This is a genomic window from Cupriavidus sp. H18C2 (assembly GCF_049393795.1).
GTDB classification, from domain to species: domain Bacteria; phylum Pseudomonadota; class Gammaproteobacteria; order Burkholderiales; family Burkholderiaceae; genus Cupriavidus; species Cupriavidus pauculus_C.
Genome location: NZ_CP186010.1, coordinates 1,469,822 through 1,488,731, shown reverse-complemented (window position 1 = coordinate 1,488,731; position 18,910 = coordinate 1,469,822). Strand labels below are relative to the sequence as shown.

The following is an 18,910-nucleotide window of genomic DNA, read 5'->3' as shown; positions in this document are numbered from 1 at the left end:
CGATAGCCTGGACTTGTACCTCCTGTTTTCTCCCCTCTCCCGCCTGCGGGAGAGGGGGTTGGGGGTGAGGGCCAGCGCATCAAACTGCGACAGGTCGGCAAGCAGAGCCTCAACGCCCTCACACCCGGCCCCTCTCCCGCACGGCGCGAGAGGGGAGAAACACCGGGCATGACGCCATCCCTCGCCTACCCCGCATGCTCCAGCATCGCCTGCAGCAGCACGTTGGCGCCGGCCTCGATGTGTTCGGGTAGTGCATCTTCCAGTTCGTTATGGCTGATGCCGTCCTTGCACGGCACGAAGATCATGCCGGTGGGGGCGCGGCGGGCCACGTAGACGGCGTCGTGGCCGGCGCCGCTGACCACGTCCATGTGTGGCAGGCCCAGCCGGGCGGCGGCGCGGCGTACGCTGTCCACGCAGGCGGGTGCGAACAGGCACGGCTCGAACTTGACCACCTGGCGGATTTCCACGGCCACGCGCGCCGCGTCGGCGATGCCGGCAAACGCCGCGCGCATGGCCGCGTCCATCCGGTCCAGGCCGTCCTGGCCCAGGTTGCGAAAGTCCACCGAAAAATCCACCCGCCCCGGAATCACGTTGCGCGAATTTGGCGTGACCTCGACAAAGCCCACCGTGCCGCGCCCGTGCGGCGCCTCGTCGCGCGCGATGCGGTTCACGGTCTCGATCATCCGCGCCGACGCCAGCAGTGCATCGTGGCGCAGCGCCAGTGGCGTGGGCCCGGCGTGGGCGTCCTGGCCGGTCACGGTCACGTCGTACCACTGCTGGCCCAGCGCGCCCGACACCACGCCGATCGGCAGCCCGGCCGCCTCCAGCACCGGCCCCTGCTCGATATGCGCCTCGAAATAGGCCGCGTACATGCCGCCGGGCACCTCGCCGGCCGGCTGGGGGCCGTGGTAGCCGATGGCGGCCAGCGCGTCGCCCACGCTCACGCCGTCGCGGTCCCGCTGCGCGCGGGCGTGGGCCGCGTCGAACACGCCCGCGAAGACGCCCGAGCCCATCATCACCGGCGTGAAGCGCGTGCCTTCCTCGTTGGTCCAGAACGCCACCTCCAGCGGCGCGCGCGTGCGGATGCCCAGGTCGTCGAGCGTGCGCATGACTTCCAGCCCGGCCAGCACGCCAAAGTTGCCGTCGAACTTGCCACCCGACGGCTGCGTGTCGATGTGGCTGCCCGTGGCCACGGCCGGCGCGTGCGGGTCCGTGCCGGCGCGCCGCGCGAAGACGTTGCCGATCTCGTCCACGCGCACGTCCAGCCCCGCCTCGCGGCACCACTGCACGACCAGGTCGCGCCCGCGCCGGTCCTCGTCGGTCAGCGCGATGCGGCACACGCCGCCCCTGGGCGTGGCGCCAATCTCGCCAAGCGCCATCAGCGATTGCCACAGGCGGGCGCCATTGATGCGGGGAGTGAATTGCGAATCCATGTCTCGGTGGTCTGCGGTGAGTGAAGATGGATTGCCCCTGTGCAAGAAGCAGACCACGCGCGGCGGACGTCGCGATGGTGCATGGCCACTGGCACATCACTTGCTAGACCGGAGGCAGTCCCATCCCGCACCTTCACCCATCACCCAGGAGCCCTGCCTGTGACCCAGAACACGTCTTCCCCAGCGACCGGCCTTGCCGCCGCGCTCCGTTGCGTCTCCGCCGCCGTCGCGCTCTCGCTGCTCGCCCTGCCCGGCGCGGCCATGGCGCAGAAGGTGCTGCGCATCGGCATGACCGCCGCCGACATCCCGCGCACGCTCGGCCAGCCCGACCAGGGCTTCGAGGGCAACCGCTTCACCGGCATCCCGATGTACGACGCGCTGACCCAGTGGGACCTGTCCAAGTCCAACGGCCCGAGCCTGCTGATCCCGGACCTGGCCACCGAGTGGAAGGTCGACGACAAGGACAAGACCAAATGGACCTTCAAGCTGCGCCCCGGCGTGAAGTTCCATGACGGCTCGGCCTTCAACGCCGACGCCGTGGTCTGGAACGTCAACAAGGTGCTCGACAAGACCGCCAGGCAGTTCGATCCGAGCCAGGTGGGCGTGACGGCGTCGCGCATGCCCACGCTGCGCGGCGCGCGCAAGATCGACGACCTGACCGTGGAACTGGTGACGTCCGAGCCGGATTCGTTCCTGCCGTACAACGTCTCGAACCTGTTCATGGCGTCGCCCACGCACTGGGAGAAGAAGCTCGCGGCCGTGCCGGCGTCGGTGACCGACCCGGCCGAACGCAGCAAGCAGGCGTGGGTGGCCTTTGCCGCCGATGCCTCGGGCACCGGCCCGTTCAAGATGACGCGCTTCGTGCCGCGCGAGCGGCTGGAGCTGGCAAGGAACCCGGCGTACTGGGACAGCAAGCGCGTGCCGAAGATCGACAAGGTCGTGATGCTGCCGATGCCCGAGGCCAACGCGCGCACGGCGGCGCTGCTGTCGGGCCAGGTCGACTGGATCGAGGCGCCCGCGCCCGACGCCGTCGCGCAGATCAAGAGCCGCGGCTTCGAGGTCTACGCCAACGCCCAGCCGCACATGTGGCCGTGGCAGCTCTCGTTCGCGCCGAACTCGCCGTGGCTGGACAAGCGCGTGCGCCAGGCCGCCAACCTCTGCGTGAACCGCTCTGGCCTGAAGACGCTGCTGGGCGGCTACATGGCCGAGGCCAAGGGCATCGTCGAGGCCGGCAACCCGTGGTGGGGCAATCCCGCCTTCGACATCAAGTACGACCCCGAGGCGGCGCGCAAGCTGATGGCCGAGGCCGGCTACTCGGCGGCCAAGCCGGTCAAGGTCAAGGTGCAGGTGTCGGCGTCCGGATCGGGCCAGATGCAGCCGCTGCCGATGAACGAATACGTGCAACAGAACCTCAAGGCGTGCTACTTCGACGTGGACTTCGACGTCGTGGAATGGAACACGCTGTTCACGAACTGGCGCATCGGCGCCAAGGACCCAAGCGCCCACGGCGCCAACGCCATCAACGTCAGCTTTGCCGCGATGGACCCGTTCTTTGCGATGGTCCGCTTCGTCAGCACCAAGACGCAGCCGCCGGTATCGAACAACTGGGGCTTCTTCGGCAACGCCGAGTTCGACAAGCTGATCGAGACGGCCCGCACGTCGTTCGGCGAGAAGGACCGCGACGCCGCGCTGGCCCGGCTGCACGCCCGCATCGTCGAGGAATCGCCGTTCGTGCTGATCGCCCACGACGTGGGCCCGCGCGCGATCTCGAAGAAGGTCAAGGGCGTGGTCCAGCCGCAAAGCTGGTTCATCGACATCGCGACGATGTCGATGGATTGAGGCTGGCGGCGGTGTCTGCGCCCCTCTCCCGCCAGGCGAGAGAGGGGCGCCATCTTGAAACGATTTCGCTCCCCCCACAGCCGGCCACAGACCATGACTTACCTGCTTCGCCGCATCCTGTATGCGCTGCCGATCCTGCTTGGGGTCGCCCTGCTCTGTTTCTCGCTGGTCCATATCGCACCCGGTGACCCGCTCGTGTCGGTGCTGCCGCCGGACGCGTCCGAGGAACTGCGGCTGCAGCTGACCGCGCTGTACGGCTTCGACAAGCCGTTCCTGGAGCAATTTCTCCACTGGCTGGTCCGCGCGCTGCACGGCGACCTGGGCACGTCCATCGCCACCAACCGGCCGGTGATGGCCGAGGTGTCCAACGCCGTGGTCAATTCGATCCGGCTCGCCACCGTGGCCACGCTGATCGGCTTCACGGCCGGCTGCCTGTTCGGCTTCGTGGCCGGCTACCTGCGCGATTCGGTGTGGGACCGGCTCGCCTCCGTCGTCTCGGTGCTCGGCGTCAGCATCCCGCATTACTGGCTGGGGATGGCGCTGGTCATCGCGTTCTCGGTGCTGCTGGGCTGGCTGCCGGCCACCGGCGCCGGGCCGGGCGGCTCGGGCGACTGGGCGTGGGACTGGGAGCACGTGCAGTACCTGCTGCTGCCGGCCGTGACGATGTCGGTCATCCCGATGGGCATCGTCGCGCGCACGATCCGGGCGCTGGTGGCCGAGATCCTGTCCAACGAGTTCATCGTCGGGCTGCGCGCCCGGGGCCTGTCGGACGTTGCCGTGTTCCGCCACGTGGTCAAGAACGTGGCGCCCACGGCGCTGTCGGTGATGGGCCTGCAGCTTGGCTACCTGCTGGGCGGGTCGATCCTGATCGAGACCGTGTTCTCGTGGCCGGGCACCGGCTTCCTGCTGAACGCGGCAATCTTCCAGCGCGATTTTCCGCTGCTGCAGGGCACGATCCTGGTGCTGGCCGTGTTCTTCGTGCTGCTCAACCTGGTTGTCGACGCGCTGCAGACGCTGTTCGACCCCCGCATCCAACGCCACTAGGAGCCGCCATGGAACTGACGCTGAACAAGGGCGCCGCGCCGCTGCCGGTGGAGCGCTCGCCGGGCTACTGGCGCACCGTGGGACGCCGCCTGCTGCGCAACCGGCTGGCCATGGCCGCCGCGCTGGTGCTGCTGGCGCTGATCGCCACGGCCGTGTTCGCGCCGGCACTGATGCCGGCCGACCCCTACGCCTCGTCGATCCTCAAGCGGCTCAAGCCCATCGGCTTCGAGGGCTACCCGCTGGGCACCGACGAACTGGGCCGCGACATGCTGTCGCGGCTGATGCTGGGCGCGCGGCTGTCGCTGTTCATGGGCATCACGCCGGTGCTGCTGGCGTTCGTGATCGGCAGCGCCATCGGCATCGTGGCCGGCTACGCGGGCGGCTGGACCAACACGGCCATCATGCGCGTGACCGACATCCTCTACGCGTTCCCGTCGGTGCTGCTGGCCATCGCGCTGTCCGGCACGCTGGGCGCCGGCGTGGGCAACGCGCTGCTGTCGCTGACCATCGTGTTCGTGCCGCAGATCGTGCGCGTGGCCGAGAGCGTGACCACGCAGGTGCGCAACCGCGAGTTCGTCGATGCCGCGCGGGCCTCGGGCGCCTCGTCGCTGACCATCGTGCGCGCCCACGTGCTCAACAACGTGCTCGGGCCGATCTTCGTCTACGCCACCAGCCTGATCTCGGTGTCGATGATCCTGGCCTCGGGGCTGTCGTTCCTGGGGCTGGGCGTCAAGCCGCCCGAGCCCGAGTGGGGCCTGATGCTGAACACGCTGCGCACGGCCATCTACACGCAGCCGTGGGTGGCGGCCCTGCCCGGCGCGATGATCTTCCTCACGTCGATCTCGTTCAACCTGCTGGCCGACGGCATCCGCTCGGCCATGGAAATCAAGGAGTGACCATGGCCGACGCGTACGTTGCCCCCGCCGCCCAACCGCTCCGCGACATCGGCGGGCCGGCCCAGCCGCTGGTCATCGCCCGCGACCTCGTCAAGCACTTTCCGCTCAAGTCGGCCGTGCCGCTGCGCAGCGGCGGCGTGGTGCGCGCCGTCGACGGCGTCAGCTTCGACGTGCTCAAGGGCGAAACGCTGGGCGTGGTGGGCGAATCGGGCTGCGGCAAGTCCACCACGGCGCGGCTGCTGATGCAGCTGACGCCGCACGACCGCGGCGAGCTGATCTTCGACGCCCAGGGCGTGGGCTCGGCCCAGTTGCCGATGAAGGCGTTCCGCAGCCAGGTGCAGATGGTGTTCCAGGACAGCTACGCGTCGCTGAACCCGCGCCTGACGATCGAGGAATCGGTCGCGTTCACGCCGCGCGTGCATGGCGTGCCGGCCCGCGAAGCCACCGAACGGGCGCGCTACCTGCTGGAGCGCGTGGGGCTGGACCCCCGGCGCTTTGCCGGCCGCTATCCGCACGAGCTGTCGGGCGGGCAGCGCCAGCGCGTGAACATCGCGCGGGCGCTGGCGCTGCGGCCCCGGCTGGTGATCCTGGACGAGGCGGTCTCGGCGCTGGACAAGTCGGTCGAGGCCCAGGTGCTGAACCTGCTGCTCGACCTCAAGGCCGAGTTCGACCTGACCTACGTGTTCATCAGCCACGACCTCAACGTGATCCGCTACCTGTGCGACCGCGTGATGGTGATGTACCTGGGCAAGGTGGTCGAGATCGGCGACACCGAGGCGGTCTACGCCAACCCCGCGCACCCGTACACGCGGGCGCTGCTGGCGTCGATGCCGTCGATGGACCCCGACCACCGCACGCTGGCCGCCCCGCTGGCCGGCGATCCGCCGAACCCCATCAACCCGCCGCCCGGCTGCAGCTTCCACCCGCGCTGCGCCCGCGCCGAGCCGGTCTGCGAACGCCGCGCACCGGTGCTGTCCGACGCGCTGGCCGGCCATCCGGTCTCGTGCCTGATGGCGATGCCCGACGGCGGCCACTCGCTGCCGCTACGCCGGCTGTCGCCGGGCCTGCACGCGGCCACGCCCTGATTCCACCGGAGGATTCCGATGTCCCAACTTCCCGACCCGGGCGCCCCGCAACCCCAGCCCACCCCGGCGCCGGCCGTCTCGGTCCGCGACCTGCACGTCACGTTCGCGGGCGGCGGCAAGCTGATCCGCGCCGTCAACGGCGTCTCGCTCGACGTGGCGCCCGGCGAGGCCGTCGCGCTGATCGGCGAATCGGGCTCCGGCAAGAGCGTCACGCTGCGCGCGCTGATGCGGCTGCACCCGCCCCGGCGCACGACCATGACCGGCCAGATCCGCGTGGACGGCCACGACGTGCCGGCGCTGGACAAGCGCGCGCTGGCACGGCTGCGCGGCGGCACCATCGCGATGGTGTTCCAGGAGCCGCTGCTGGCGCTGGACCCGGTCTACACGATCGGCCAGCAGATCGTCGAATGCATCCGCACGCACCGCAAGGTGTCGAAGGCCCAGGCCCACGCGCTGGCGTTGCAGGCGCTGGAGGCGGTGCGCATTCCCAGCCCCGAGCGGCGGCTGGCCGCCTATCCGCACGAGATGTCGGGCGGCATGCGCCAGCGGGCGATGATCGCGCTGGCGCTGTCGGCCCAGCCCCGCATCCTGCTGGCCGACGAGCCGACCACGGCGCTCGACGCCACGGTGCAGATCCAGGTGCTGATCCTGCTGCGCGAGCTGCAGCGCGCGCTGGGCCTGTCGATCGTCTTCGTCACGCACGACATCGGCGCGGCGGTGGAAATTGCCGACCGCGTGGCCGTGATGTACGGCGGGCGCATCGTCGAGGAAGGCCCGATCCGCACGCTGCTGCGCGACGCGCGCCATCCGTACACCATCGCGCTGCTGCAGAGCCGCCAGCACGGCATGGACCGTGGCCAGCGGCTGCAGGCCATCGGCGGCGCGCCGCCGGACCTGGCCGCGCTGCCGCCGGGCTGCACGTTCGCGCCGCGTTGCCCGCAGGCCCGGCCCGACTGCCTGGCCGCCGTGCCGCCGGCCGTGTCGCTGGGCGGCGGGCATCGCGTCAGTTGCCTGCGCGTCGAAGCCCCCGCCGCCGAATGCGCGGCCTGAACCCGATTCCATCCCGCCACAAGGACCCCGCCTCCATGAGCCTGGCCACCCATCCCGCCCGCGCCTTCCTGCCCTACCCCGACGCCCCCGTGCCGCACGCGCCGGGCGGCCCGCTGCACGGGCTGACGTTCGCGGTCAAGGACCTGTTCGACGTTGCCGGCTACCCCACCGGCGGCGGCAATCCGCACGTGCTGGCCCGCTCCGGCATCAAGACCGCCACCGCGCCCACGGTGCAGAAGCTGCTGGATGCCGGCGCAGCCTTTGTCGGCAAGGTGCACACCGACGAGCTGGCCTTCTCGATGAACGGCCAGAACTACCACTACGGCGGCCCGTTCAACGGCGCCGCGGCGGACCGCATCACGGGTGGCTCGTCGTCGGGCTCGGCGTCCGCCGTCTCGCACGGCCTGGCCGATATAGCGCTGGGTACCGATACGGGCGGATCGGTGCGCGCGCCGGCCAGCCACTGCGGGCTGTTCGGCATCCGGCCCACCCATGGCCGCATCTCGCTGGCGCAATGCATGCCGCTCTGCGCGTCGCTGGACGCCTGCGGCTTTTTTGCCTGCGACATCGCCACGTTCGCGCGCGTGGCCGACGTGCTGTGCGGCGCCGATGGCGACCCGCTGCCCGCCCGGCCCCGGCTGCTGCTGGCCGCCGACCTGTTCGGCCTGCCCACGCCCGAGGCCCGCGCCGCGCTGGCGCCGACCGTGGCCCGGATCGAATCGGTACTGGGCAAGGCGGTGCCTGTGGAGGTAGCCGACCGGCCGCTGACGGACCTGTACTGGGCGTTCCGCTACGTGCAGGGATGGGAGGCGTGGCAGGCCGATGGCGCGCTGATCGAGCAGTACGGGCTGCAGCTTGGCCCCGACGTGGCCGGCCGGTTCGCGTTCAGCAAAGGCGTGACCGAGGCCCAGTTTGCCCACGCGTCGGCCGTGCGGCGCGAATTCACGGCCCACCTGGGCCGACTGCTCGGCCACGACGGCGTGCTGGTGCTGCCGACGATGCCGGACATCGCGCCGCTGCGCACCACGCCCATGGAATCGCTGGAGGACTACCGCACGGCCGCCGCCCAGACGCTGTGCCTGACGCCGCTGTCGGGCTTTCCGCAACTGAGCCTGCCGCTGTCCGGGCGCGCCGGCGCGCCGCTGGGCATTTCGCTGCTGGGGCCGCGCGGCGCCGACCGCAGCCTGATTGCCGTGGCCGAGACGCTGATGGGTGGACTATCCTGAACCACGGCAACGCCGCCACCCTGCAACCCGAACCCGCCAGAACCCCCATGACCCGTCTCCGCATCACCGCCGCCGGCCACACCTTCGTCGCCGAAACCCACCCCGACGCGCCCGACACGGTAGCCGCGTTCCTGAAGCTGCTGCCGTACCGTCAGAAGCTGATCCACGTGCGCTGGAGCGGCGAAGGCTGCTGGATTCCGCTCGGCGAGTTCCGGCTGGGCGTCGGCTTCGAGAACCACACCAGCCACCCGTCGGTTGGCGACATCCTGTTCTACCCGGGCGGCTACAGCGAGACCGAGATCATCCTGGCCTACGGTAGCTGCTGCTTCGCCAGCAAGATGGGGCAGCTCGCCGGCAACCACTTTCTGACCATCGTCGAGGGCAAGGAAAACCTGCGCGCGCTGGGCACCAAGGTGCTCTGGGAAGGCGCGCAGGACGTGGTCTTCGAACTGGCGGATTAAGCCCCGGCTGGCCCCGGCGGGCCCGGGCGGTGGCCTAGCCCGCCATCACGCCGCGCTCGTCCTCGGGCGGCTTGACGCGGAACCACGTGGCGTAGAGCGCCGGCAGGAACAGCAGCGTCAGCACCGTGGCCACCACCAGGCCGCCCATGATCGCCACGGCCATCGGGCCCCAGAACGTCGAGCGCGACAGCGGGATCATCGCCAGCACGGCCGCCGCCGCGGTCAGGATGATCGGCCGGAAGCGGCGCACGGCCGACTCCACGATGGCCTGCCACGGCGGCAGCCCGGCGCGGATGTCCTGCTCGATCTGGTCCACCAGGATCACCGAGTTGCGGATGATCATGCCCAGCAGCGCCGTGATGCCAAGCTGGGCGACAAAGCCCATCGGCGAATGCAGCAGCAACAGCGTGGCGGCGGCGCCGATCAGGCCCAGCGGGCCGGTCAGGAACACCATCACCGCGCGCGAGAAGCTGTGCAACTGCAGCATCAGCAGCGTGAAGATCAGGAAGATGCACAGCGGCAACTGGGCGGCAATCGACGCGCCCGCCTTGCCGCTTTCCTCCTCGGCCCCGGCAATCGTGATCCGGTAGCCGGCCGGCAGCGCCGCGCGGATGGGGTCGAGCTTCGGATTGATCTGCGCGGTGACGGTGGGCCCCTGGATGCCGTCGACGACGTCGGACTGCACCGTGATGCCGAAGTCGCGGTTCTCGCGCCAGATCACGCCCGGCTCCGACTGCAGCGTGACCCGGGCCACCTGCGTCAGCGGCACGGCCCGGCCGGTGCTGGTGGGCACCAGCACGTTGTTCAGGTCGGACATCGTGTCGCGCTCGTTGCGCGGCGTGCGCATGATGATGTCGATCAGCTTGTCGGCGTCGCGGTACTGGCCCACCGGCACGCCGGTCAGCACGGCCTGCGTGGCCCGGGCGATGGCGTTGGTGGTCACGCCCAGCGCGCGCGCCTTGTCCTGGTCCAGCTCCAGGCGCAGCATCTTGACGTTCTCGTTCCAGTTGTCGTTGACGCCCACCGTGTTCGGGTTGTCGTCCATGATCGCGCGCACCTGGTCCGCCACCTTGCGCACGCCGGCGGCGTCGGGCCCGATCACGCGGAACTGCACCGGGTACTGCACCGGCGGGCCGTTCGGCAGCAGCTTCACGCGGCCGCGAAGCTGCGGGAATTCGTCGGCCAGCACGCGCTCGATGCGCTTGCGCAGCGCGTCGCGCGCCTCCACGGTCACCGGCATCACGATGGCCTGGGCCACGTTCGGCTGCGGGAAGATCTGGTCCAGCGGCAGGTAGAAGCGCGGCGCCCCGTTGCCGACGAACGACGTCACGCTCTGCACGGCGTCGTCGCGCCGCATGGCGGCCTCGAACCGCCGGGTCACGGCCTCGGTCTCGGCAAAGGCGGTGCCCTCGGGCATCCACAGCTCCACCATCAGCTCGGGCCGGCTGGAATCGGGGAAGAACTGCTTTTCCACGTACTTGAACGCCAGCAGGCCCAGCGCAAACCCGGCCAGCGTGATGACGATCACGGTCTTGCGCCACGTGACGCACCAGTTCACCAGGCGGCGAAAGCGGGCGTAGAACGGCGTGTCGAAGACCTCGTGGTGGCCGCCGTCGCTGGCCCGCGTCTTCAGGATCAGATAGCCCAGGTACGGCGTGAAATAGACCGCCGCCAGCCACGACAGCACCAGCGCCAGCGCCGTGACCGCGAAGATCGCGAACGTGTACTCGCCCACCGTGGACCGGGCCAGCCCCACCGGCAGGAAGCCGGCCGCCGTGATCAGCGTGCCGGTCAGCATCGGCATGGCCGTGGAGGTGTAGGCAAAGGTGGCGGCCTCCATCTTCGAGAAGCCTTCCTCCAGCTTGCGCACCATCATCTCCACCGCGATGATGGCGTCGTCCACCAGCAGCCCCAGCGCGATGATCAGCGCCCCGAGCGATATCTTGTGCAGGCCGATGCCGAAGATGTTCATGAACAGGAACGTCACGGCCAGCACCAGCGGGATGGTCAGCGCCACCACCAGCCCCGGACGCACGTCCAGCCGCAGCGGCCGGGTATGGAGCCCCAGCGCCACGAAGCTCACGCCCAGCACGATCACCACGGCCTCGATCAGCACGTGCACGAACTCGCCCACGCTGCGCTTGACCGCCTGGGGCTGGTCCTGCACCTGGTCCATCTCGATGCCCACCGGCAACTGGCCGCGCAGGCCGTCGGTCACGCGGCGCAGTTCCTTGCCCAGCGCGATGATGTCGCCGCCCTTTTCCATCGAGATGCCCAGCCCAATCACGTCCTTGCCGTTGAACCGCATCTTGCTGACCGGCGGATCGACATAGGCGCGGTAGACGTGGGCAATGTCGCCCAGCCGGATGTTGGCAATGCCGTTCGGCCCGCGCAGCACCAGGTTCTGCAGGTCTTCCACGTCGCCAAGCTGGCCGGTCACGCGGACCTGCAGGTTGTCGGTCGGGGTGACGAGTACGCCACTGCCGGTGGGATTGTTCTGCTCGGCGATCTGGTTGGCGATGGCGTTGATGTCGAGCCCAAGCTGCGCAAAGCGCGTCTGGTTGAACTCGATGAAGATCTTCTCGTCCTGCAGCCCCAGCAGCGTGACCTTGGCCACGGCCGGGATGCGCAGCAGTTCCTGGCGGACCAGGTCCGCGTACTCGCGCAGTTCCTTGTAGTTGAACCCGTCGGCGGACAGCGCGTAGATGGAGCCGTAGACGTCGCCGAACTCGTCATTGAAGAACGGCCCGCGCACGCCCTGCGGCAGCGTCTGCTGGATATCGCCGATCTTCTTGCGCACCGTGTACCAGATCTGCGCGGTGTCCTTGGCCGGCGAGTTGTCGGCCAGCTGGAAGATCACGGTCGTCTCGCCCGGCTTGGAGAAACTGCGAATCTTGTCGGCGTACGGCACTTCCTGCAGTTGCCGCTCGATCTTGTCGGTGACCTGCACGGCAATCTGCTCGGCCGTGGCGCCGGGCCAGAACGCCTGCACCACCATCACGCGGAACGTGAACGGCGGGTCTTCGTCCTGGCCAAGCTGGAAGAACGCCAGCAGGCCGCCCAGCAGCAGCACGACCAGCAGGTAGCGCGTCAGCGGCTGGTGTTCCAGCGCCCAGCGCGACAGGTTGAAGCGGGAATGTTCCATGCGCCGCCCTCAGCCCAGGCGGCGGTCGAGGGCGCTCAGCGGCGCGCCCGGGCTGGACGCGGGCTGGGCCGGCGCCACGCTCTGCATCGGCTTGACCTTCTGGCCGGCCTTCAGCAGATGCACGCCGGCCGTGACGATGGTCTGGCCCGGCGCCAGCCCCTGGCGGATCTCGATCAGGTTGCCCTGCGCCTCGCCGAGCGTCACGGGCACCGGCCTGACCGTGCCGCTGCCGGCCTTGTCGGCCTTGTCTGGCTGATAGATCCACACCTGGTTGGTGCCCTTGTCCTGCAGCAGCGCGGTCAGCGGGATGCGGATCGTGCCGGCGTCGCCCGCGCGGGTGAACTGCACGGCGGCCGTCATGCCGATGCGCAGGTCCGCCGGCGGGTTCGGAATGCTGACCCGGGTGGGATAGGTGCGCGTCACCGGGTCCGCCGCGCCGGAAATCTCGCGCACGCGGCCCGGCAGCAGGCGGTCCGGATCGGCCCAGGTATGGACGGTAACGTCGGTGATGCCGCGCAGCATGTCGACCTGGTCCTCGGGCAGGCCGATGGCCACTTCCTTCTCGGCGGTCTGCGCCACGCGGATGACCGGCTGGCCCGGCGTGACCACCTGGCCCACCTCGGTATCGACGGCCGTGACCACGCCGTCCGCGTCGGCCGTCAGCACCGCGTAGCCGGTCTGGTTCGACTGGTTGCGCAGGTTGGCCTGGGCCTGCTCCAGCCGCGAGGCGGCCGAATCGTAGGTGGCCTGCCGGCGGTTCAGTTCGGCGGCGCTGATGAAGTTCTTGGCCGCCAGCTCCTTGTAGCGCTTCAGGTCGGCGGCGGCCAGGTCGCGGTCGGTCCGCGCGGCGTCGTACTGGGCGCGCGCGCCCGATTCCGCCAGCGCCAGGTCGGTGGGATCGAGCCGCGCCAGCGGCTGGCCCTTGCGCACCGTGGCGCCCACATCGACCAGCCGGGCCGCGATCTTGCCGCCAACGCGGAAGCCCAGCCGCGATTCGATACGCGGACGGACCTCGCCCGAGAACTCGAACGCGGTCTTGCCGGCCGACGGGCTGAGCTGCATCACGCGCACCGGCCGCACGGTCTCCACGGGCTCCGCCTGCTTGCCGCAGCCGGCCAGCGTCACCAGCCCGGCCATGGCGGCCAGCGCGGCCAGCCGCCCCGCCCGCCCGCGCACGACGCCACGGCGCCGCGTGGCGCCAGCCGGGGGGAGCATGGGGAGAACCTGAACTTCAGCGGCCGCGACTTCCGGCCCGGCGTATGGCACTGGCATGGACAAGCGTGTTGAGTCGGTGGAAAGGATGACGCTACTGCACTTCTGGAATGCTGCGGCCGGACGGCCGGGGAGGATCGGCTCCGGGGCACCTCTGGGGGTGCTTCATGGTGCCCGGAGCCGGCCGGCCGATGGGCCAGCGTCGCACGGGAAATAAATAACTTTGCGGTCAGCAATATAGCGACCGGCCTGAGGTGCGTCAAACGCCGGATGACGAACAGTCGTATGGCGCGACAAAATGTCGTCCCGCCGGCGCGGCTGGCAGCGGGATGGCGTCGCTGGCGGCGGCCGCGCGCCGTGGCGCCGATGTTACAATTCGCGGCTTTGGCGCCGCCCCGCCATCCCACAGAAAGAGATTGGCGTGACGCCCGATCAGTATTGCCAGGACAAGGCCGCAGCCAGCGGCTCCAGCTTTTATTACAGCAGCCTGCTCCTGCCCCCGGAGCGCCGCCGCGCGCTGACCGCGCTGCAAGCCTGGCGGCTGGAACTCGATGCCATCGTTCACGAGGACCATGACGCCGGCGTGGCGCTGCAGCGGCTGGACTGGTGGCGCGCCGAACTGCGCCGGCTCTACGACGGCACCCCGAACCACCCGGTCAGCCTGGCGCTGCAACCGCACCTGGCCAGCCTGCCGCAGGCCGAGATGACCCAGGTGCTGGACGGCACGGAGATGGACCTCGCCCAGTCGCGCTATTTCGATGACGCCGCGCTGGGCCGCTATGCGCGGCTGGTGGGCGGCACGGTGGGCCGGCTGACGGCCCGGCTGCTCGGATTCACCGACCCGCTGACGCTGGACGCCGGCGAGAAGCTGGGCCTGTCGCAGATGCGCGTGCGGATCATCCGCGAGGTCGGCCGCGACGCCCGCCAGGGCCGTATCTATATTCCCGTGGAAACGCTCCAGCGCTTCGAGGTGCCGGCGGCCGACATCATGCAGTCGCGCCATTCGGCGCCGTTCGTCACGCTGATGCGCGACCAGGCGGCGCAGGCGCGCGCCCTGTACCAGGAGGCGCTGGCCCTGCTGCCCCGCGCCGACCGCCGCGCCCAGCGCGCCGCGCTGGCGCTGGCCGCCATCCACCACGCGCTGCTCGACGAGATCGAGGCCAGCGACTTCCAGGTGCTGACCCAGCGCATCTCGCTCACGCCCATGCGCAAGCTCTGGGTGGCATGGAAGACCTGGCTGCGCAACCGCTGACCCCCTCCGAAGTACCGACCCCCCCCGACGCCATGACCACCGCCACCCCTTCCCTCGGCCAGTCGATCCTGGACCACGCCGACGCCCTGGCCCGCCATTCCGACATGGAAGGCGGCCTGACCTGCGCGTACCTGACGCCGGCGCACCGCCAGGCCCAGGCGCTGCTGGCGCGCTGGATGGAAGACGCCGGCATGGCGGTGCGCGTGGACGCCATCGGCAACGTGATTGGCCGCTATGCCGCCGATCCGGCCGAGGCGAACCCCAAGGTGCTGATGACCGGCTCGCACTTCGACACGGTGCGCAACGGCGGCCGCTATGACGGCCGGCTGGGCATCCTGCTGCCGATCGCCGTGGTCGGGGCGCTGCGCGACGCGGGCATCCGGCTGCCGTACCACCTGGACGTGGTGGCCTTTGCCGAGGAAGAAGGGCTGCGCTTCAAGACCAGCTTCCTGGCCAGCAGCGTGCTGGCGGGCCGCTTCGACCCGGCGCTGCTGGACCGCACGGACGCCGACGGCGTGACGATGCGCGAGGCGCTGGCGGCGGCCGGCTTGCCCGGCGGCGGCGGCCTGGACGCGCTGCGTGCGGCGGCGGTCGATCCCGCCACGCTGGCCGGCTTTGTCGAGGTCCATATCGAACAGGGGCCGGTGCTGCTCAACCGCGGCCTGCCGCTGGGCATCGTCACGCAGATCGCCGGCAGCAGCCGGTTCCAGGTGCGGGTGGAGGGGCTGGCCAGCCATGCCGGCACCACGCCGATGGACATGCGCCGCGACGCCGCCACGGGCGCGGCCGAGATGATCCTGCTGGTGGAGCAGCGCTGCGCGCAGGTGCCGACGCTGGTGGGGACGGTCGGCCAGTTGCAGGTGCCCAATGGATCGAGCAACGTGATTCCGGCCGCCTGCGTGTTCTCGATGGATATCCGGGCCGGCGAGGACGGCATCCGCGAGGCCGCCATCGCCGATATCGTGGCCGGCATCGAGCGGATTGCCGTGCGGCGCGGGCTGACGGCCGCCGTGGAACGCGTGACGCCGGTCAATAACGCGCCATGTGCGCGCTGGCTGATGGATCAGTTCGCGGCGGTGCTGAAGAAACGGGGGGCGCAGGCGTTCGAACTGCCGTCGGGCGCCGGGCACGACGCGATGATGATGCAGCGGATCACCGACGTCGCCATGCTGTTCGTCCGGTGCGGCAACGGCGGCATCAGCCACAATCCGCTGGAGACGATCACGGTGGAAGACGCCCAGCAGGCGGCCGAGGTATTCGTGGATTTCCTGCGGCACTTCCGGGCGGCGGCCTGATCAGCTGCCCCGGTACATTTCCTTGCCGATGTCGTAGAGGTTCTTGCGCAGCGTCTTGCGCTCGTCGGGCGACAGGCGCTGGCTGCCGCCGCGCTGGCCCTGGCGCGACGCGCGCTCGGCCATGTCGCGCTCGGTCTCGGCGCGGTCGCCGCGCCGGGGCGGCTGGCGGTTGCGGTCCGGCGGGGGCGGATTGCCCCCCCCTGCCCGCCGGGCGGCTGGCCCTTGGGGTGAAGCAGGTGCGCCATGCCCGCCGACTGGGCGTGCGCCGAGGCGGGCGCCACGGCCATCAGCAGGGTCATGCCGGCAAGCCAGGCCACGCGCGCGCAGAATGTGCGACGCAGGGTTTGCCCGTGCCGGTTTTGCTTCACTTTCATTGGATAATGGCGGTTTCGACTGTGGCCTCCGGACGGTCCTCATGACCGCGCCGGCAGCGCACCGGCATGCCCCCCAGGACGACCGCAAGGGCGGTGCCAGCGTCGCGGGAAGGCATGCGCGATGCCCGTGGCGACCGTCCGCAAGGCCCCCGTGTCATCGGGCCCTGGCAAACGGTTTGCGGAGTGTAAATGCACAAAAGGTGCACGCCGCCATACCACGGGGTAAAGTATGTAACCTTTTGTTAAGCCATTTTGAGCGAAAGCGATAGTCGCTAAGATACCGCCATGGAAAATACCAGCCACAAGATTCTCGTCGTGGATGACGACCCGCGCCTGCGCGACCTGCTGCGCCGCTATCTCGGCGAGCAGGGCTTCACGGTACTCGTGGCGGAAAACGCCACGGCCATGAACAAGCTCTGGCTGCGCGAGCGTTTCGACCTGCTGGTGCTGGACCTGATGATGCCCGGCGAAGACGGGCTGTCCATCTGCCGCCGCCTGCGCGGGGCCAACGACCAGACCCCTATCATCATGCTCACCGCCAAGGGCGAGGACGTGGACCGCATCGTCGGCCTGGAAATGGGCGCCGACGATTACCTGCCCAAGCCTTTCAACCCGCGCGAGCTGATCGCGCGCATCCACGCGGTGCTGCGCCGCAAGGGCCCGGCCGAAGTGCCGGGCGCCCCGTCCGAGACGCCCGAGACGTTCGCGTTCGGCGATTTCGTGCTGAACCTGGCCACCCGCACGCTGACCAAGAACGACGAGGAAATCACGCTCACCACGGGCGAGTTCTCGGTGCTCAAGGTCTTCGCCCGCCATCCGCGCCAGCCGCTGTCGCGCGAAAAGCTGATGGAAATGGCGCGCGGCCGCGAGTACGAGGTGTTCGACCGCAGCCTGGACGTGCAGATCTCGCGCCTGCGCAAGCTGATCGAACCCGATCCGAGCAACCCGCGTTTCATCCAGACGGTCTGGGGCCTCGGCTACGTCTTCATCCCCGATGGCGTGAAGTAATTCCGGTCGCACAGGCAGCATCGTGGCGACCGCCCTCGGCCGTACCGCAACGCGGTTCTTTGGTTCGCTGTTCTGGCGAACCTTCATGCTGATCGCCCTTCTGCTGGCGATCTCGCTGGGTATCTGGTTCCAGAGCTACCGGCTCTTCGAACGCGCGCCGCGCGCCCAGCAGATCGCCATGCAGGTGGTCAGCGTGGTCAAGCTCACCCGCGCCGCCCTGCTTTACTCGGACCCTGCCCGGCGCCGGTTCCTGCTGCTCGACCTCGTGCAGAACGAGGGCATCAAGGTCTATCCGCGCGAAAAGGACGACGACTTCGCCGCGCCCAAGGCCAACCCGTTCCTGACCCAGCTTGTGCAGCAGGAAATCCGCGGCCGGCTGGGCGAGGACACGGTGCTGGCCACCACGGTCAACGACATTCCCGGCGTCTGGGTCAGCTTCGAGATCGAGGGCGACGACTACTGGGTGGCCATCAGCCCCGAGCGCTTCGAGCGCGTGCCGGGCATCCAGTGGCTCTGGTGGAGTATCGCCGCGCTGCTGCTGTCGATCATCGGCGCCGCCTTCATCACGGCCCGCGTCAACTACCCGCTCAAGCGGCTGGCCAACGCCGCACGGCTGATCGGCTCGGGCGGCGAGGCCCCGCCGCTGCGCGAACAGGGCGCCAGCGAGGTGGCCCAGGCCAACCGCAGCTTCAACCAGATGGTGCGCGACCTGCGCCAGCTCGACGACGACCGCGTGGTCATGCTGGCCGGCATCTCGCACGACCTGCGCACGCCGCTGACCCGGCTGCGGCTGGAAACCGAGATGTCCCCGGTGGACAACACCACGCGCGACGCGATGATCGCCGACATCGAGCAGATGGACGCCATCATCGGCCAGTTCCTGAACTACGCCCGGCCCGGCCAGGAGGTGGTGGAGCCGGTGGACCTGTCCACGCTGGTCCAGGAATCGGTCGGCGTCTATGCCGCGCATGACGACGTGCGCGTGCACGTGCGCTCCGACGGCCCGGTCATGGCCGTGGCCAACCGCATGGAAATCCAGCGCATCCTCGACAACCTCGTGGAAAACGCGCGCCGCTATGCCAAGGACGAGGAAACCGGCATGGCCGACGTGGAGATTTCCACGCGCGTGGAGGACAAGGAGGCCGTGCTGATCGTGGCCGACAACGGCCCCGGCGTGCCCAACGAGCAGCTGTCGCTGCTGACCCGGCCGTTCTACCGGCTCGACACCGCGCGCAGCGAGGCCAAGGGCGCCGGGCTGGGCATGTCGATCGTCAACCGCATCCTGCAACGCAACGGCGGCCGGCTGGTGCTGGCCAACCGCCCCGCGCCCCGCACGGGCCTTGTGGTCAGCGCGCGCTTCCGGCGCGCCTGAGCGCCAGGTTGCGCCGCCGCACCACCGGTTGCGCGTTGACAGGTTTTCTTCAGCATTTGATAGGCAACTGAAAGGTCGCTGACAGGCGAATGACAGCGTCATTGCGCACACTTCACGCCATCGACAGGCCGATGCATACCACGGCATCCAATGTCATGGCGCGCCTGCCGCAACCCTGATCCGCCATGGCTCACAACGATCGACAACATGCCGCCGGG

15 protein-coding genes are annotated in these 18,910 nt (G+C 69.7%); 11 read left to right on the top strand and 4 right to left on the bottom strand.

Going from position 1 to position 18,910, the window contains the following annotated elements:
* Nucleotides 1–185 precede the first annotated feature (185 nt).
* The gene (locus EPAKOI_RS06845) at nucleotides 186–1,433 is read right to left on the bottom strand and encodes a Zn-dependent hydrolase (RefSeq protein ID WP_423193343.1); all 1,248 of its coding nucleotides are present in this window, start codon (nucleotides 1,431–1,433) and stop codon (nucleotides 186–188) included.
* Between the two features lie 261 nt (nucleotides 1,434–1,694).
* Between EPAKOI_RS06845 and EPAKOI_RS06840 the strand changes: the two genes are divergently transcribed.
* From EPAKOI_RS06840 to EPAKOI_RS06810, 7 genes are all read left to right on the top strand, one after another.
* Nucleotides 1,695–3,272 (top strand): ABC transporter substrate-binding protein, encoded by a 1,578-nt coding sequence (locus EPAKOI_RS06840; RefSeq protein ID WP_313837882.1) that lies wholly within the window; start codon nucleotides 1,695–1,697, stop codon nucleotides 3,270–3,272.
* A 93-nt stretch (nucleotides 3,273–3,365) separates the two neighbouring features.
* Nucleotides 3,366–4,316, top strand: a complete 951-nt coding sequence (locus EPAKOI_RS06835; protein ID WP_423193342.1) for an ABC transporter permease — start codon at nucleotides 3,366–3,368, stop codon at nucleotides 4,314–4,316.
* Nucleotides 4,317–4,324: 8 nt separating this feature from the next.
* Nucleotides 4,325–5,212, top strand: coding sequence for an ABC transporter permease (locus EPAKOI_RS06830; protein WP_313837810.1), 888 nt, complete (start codon nucleotides 4,325–4,327; stop codon nucleotides 5,210–5,212).
* 2 nt (nucleotides 5,213–5,214) lie between these two features.
* Entirely contained in the window at nucleotides 5,215–6,297 is a 1,083-nt protein-coding gene (locus EPAKOI_RS06825; RefSeq protein ID WP_423193341.1) for an ABC transporter ATP-binding protein, read from the top strand.
* An 18-nt stretch (nucleotides 6,298–6,315) separates the two neighbouring features.
* Entirely contained in the window at nucleotides 6,316–7,347 is a 1,032-nt protein-coding gene (locus tag EPAKOI_RS06820) for an ABC transporter ATP-binding protein (protein WP_313837812.1), read from the top strand.
* A 35-nt stretch (nucleotides 7,348–7,382) separates the two neighbouring features.
* Nucleotides 7,383–8,573 (top strand): amidase, encoded by a 1,191-nt coding sequence (locus tag EPAKOI_RS06815; protein WP_423193340.1) that lies wholly within the window; start codon nucleotides 7,383–7,385, stop codon nucleotides 8,571–8,573.
* A 47-nt stretch (nucleotides 8,574–8,620) separates the two neighbouring features.
* Nucleotides 8,621–9,034, top strand: a complete 414-nt coding sequence (locus EPAKOI_RS06810; protein WP_423193339.1) for a DUF3830 family protein — start codon at nucleotides 8,621–8,623, stop codon at nucleotides 9,032–9,034.
* A gap of 34 nt (nucleotides 9,035–9,068) precedes the next feature.
* On the opposite strand, the gene EPAKOI_RS06805 is transcribed toward EPAKOI_RS06810, so the two are convergent.
* Nucleotides 9,069–12,179 carry an efflux RND transporter permease subunit gene (locus tag EPAKOI_RS06805; protein WP_423193338.1) on the bottom strand — a complete coding sequence of 1,037 codons (3,111 nt, stop codon included), beginning with the start codon at nucleotides 12,177–12,179 and terminating at the stop codon, nucleotides 9,069–9,071.
* Nucleotides 12,180–12,188: 9 nt separating this feature from the next.
* Nucleotides 12,189–13,316, bottom strand: a complete 1,128-nt coding sequence (locus tag EPAKOI_RS06800) for an efflux RND transporter periplasmic adaptor subunit (protein WP_423193493.1) — start codon at nucleotides 13,314–13,316, stop codon at nucleotides 12,189–12,191.
* 496 nt (nucleotides 13,317–13,812) lie between these two features.
* Here EPAKOI_RS06800 and hpnD point away from each other — a divergent pair, with 496 nt between their 5' ends.
* Nucleotides 13,813–14,643 carry a presqualene diphosphate synthase HpnD gene (gene hpnD / locus EPAKOI_RS06795; RefSeq protein WP_423193337.1) on the top strand — a complete coding sequence of 277 codons (831 nt, stop codon included), beginning with the start codon at nucleotides 13,813–13,815 and terminating at the stop codon, nucleotides 14,641–14,643.
* Between the two features lie 32 nt (nucleotides 14,644–14,675).
* The gene (locus EPAKOI_RS06790; protein ID WP_423193336.1) at nucleotides 14,676–15,938 is read left to right on the top strand and encodes a Zn-dependent hydrolase; all 1,263 of its coding nucleotides are present in this window, start codon (nucleotides 14,676–14,678) and stop codon (nucleotides 15,936–15,938) included.
* Here EPAKOI_RS06790 and EPAKOI_RS06785 read toward each other — a convergent pair whose 3' ends face one another.
* The gene (locus EPAKOI_RS06785) at nucleotides 15,939–16,061 is read right to left on the bottom strand and encodes a hypothetical protein (protein ID WP_423193335.1); all 123 of its coding nucleotides are present in this window, start codon (nucleotides 16,059–16,061) and stop codon (nucleotides 15,939–15,941) included. It lies immediately after the preceding gene.
* A 536-nt stretch (nucleotides 16,062–16,597) separates the two neighbouring features.
* On the opposite strand from EPAKOI_RS06785, the gene ompR reads away from it, so the two are divergent.
* The gene (ompR, locus tag EPAKOI_RS06780) at nucleotides 16,598–17,320 is read left to right on the top strand and encodes a two-component system response regulator OmpR (RefSeq protein ID WP_010810107.1); all 723 of its coding nucleotides are present in this window, start codon (nucleotides 16,598–16,600) and stop codon (nucleotides 17,318–17,320) included.
* A gap of 22 nt (nucleotides 17,321–17,342) precedes the next feature.
* Nucleotides 17,343–18,692, top strand: a complete 1,350-nt coding sequence (locus tag EPAKOI_RS06775; RefSeq protein WP_124684419.1) for an ATP-binding protein — start codon at nucleotides 17,343–17,345, stop codon at nucleotides 18,690–18,692.
* The last annotated feature ends 218 nt before the right edge of the window (nucleotides 18,693–18,910 follow it).

What these genes read in the sequence shown, in the direction of transcription:
- EPAKOI_RS06785 (WP_423193335.1), bottom strand. Translation starts at nt 16,061, where the DNA reads ATGGCCGAGCGCGCGTCGCGCCAGGGCCAGCGCGGCGGCAGCCAGCGC.
- EPAKOI_RS06815 (WP_423193340.1), top strand. Translation starts at nt 7,383, where the DNA reads ATGAGCCTGGCCACCCATCCCGCCCGCGCCTTCCTGCCCTACCCCGAC.
- EPAKOI_RS06840 (WP_313837882.1), top strand. Translation starts at nt 1,695, where the DNA reads ATGGCGCAGAAGGTGCTGCGCATCGGCATGACCGCCGCCGACATCCCG.
- EPAKOI_RS06845 (WP_423193343.1), bottom strand. Translation starts at nt 1,433, where the DNA reads ATGGATTCGCAATTCACTCCCCGCATCAATGGCGCCCGCCTGTGGCAA.
- EPAKOI_RS06810 (WP_423193339.1), top strand. Translation starts at nt 8,621, where the DNA reads ATGACCCGTCTCCGCATCACCGCCGCCGGCCACACCTTCGTCGCCGAA.
- EPAKOI_RS06805 (WP_423193338.1), bottom strand. Translation starts at nt 12,179, where the DNA reads ATGGAACATTCCCGCTTCAACCTGTCGCGCTGGGCGCTGGAACACCAG.
- EPAKOI_RS06800 (WP_423193493.1), bottom strand. Translation starts at nt 13,316, where the DNA reads ATGGCCGGGCTGGTGACGCTGGCCGGCTGCGGCAAGCAGGCGGAGCCC.
- EPAKOI_RS06825 (WP_423193341.1), top strand. Translation starts at nt 5,215, where the DNA reads ATGGCCGACGCGTACGTTGCCCCCGCCGCCCAACCGCTCCGCGACATC.
- EPAKOI_RS06835 (WP_423193342.1), top strand. Translation starts at nt 3,366, where the DNA reads ATGACTTACCTGCTTCGCCGCATCCTGTATGCGCTGCCGATCCTGCTT.
- ompR (WP_010810107.1), top strand. Translation starts at nt 16,598, where the DNA reads ATGGAAAATACCAGCCACAAGATTCTCGTCGTGGATGACGACCCGCGC.
- EPAKOI_RS06820 (WP_313837812.1), top strand. Translation starts at nt 6,316, where the DNA reads ATGTCCCAACTTCCCGACCCGGGCGCCCCGCAACCCCAGCCCACCCCG.
- EPAKOI_RS06830 (WP_313837810.1), top strand. Translation starts at nt 4,325, where the DNA reads ATGGAACTGACGCTGAACAAGGGCGCCGCGCCGCTGCCGGTGGAGCGC.
- EPAKOI_RS06790 (WP_423193336.1), top strand. Translation starts at nt 14,676, where the DNA reads ATGACCACCGCCACCCCTTCCCTCGGCCAGTCGATCCTGGACCACGCC.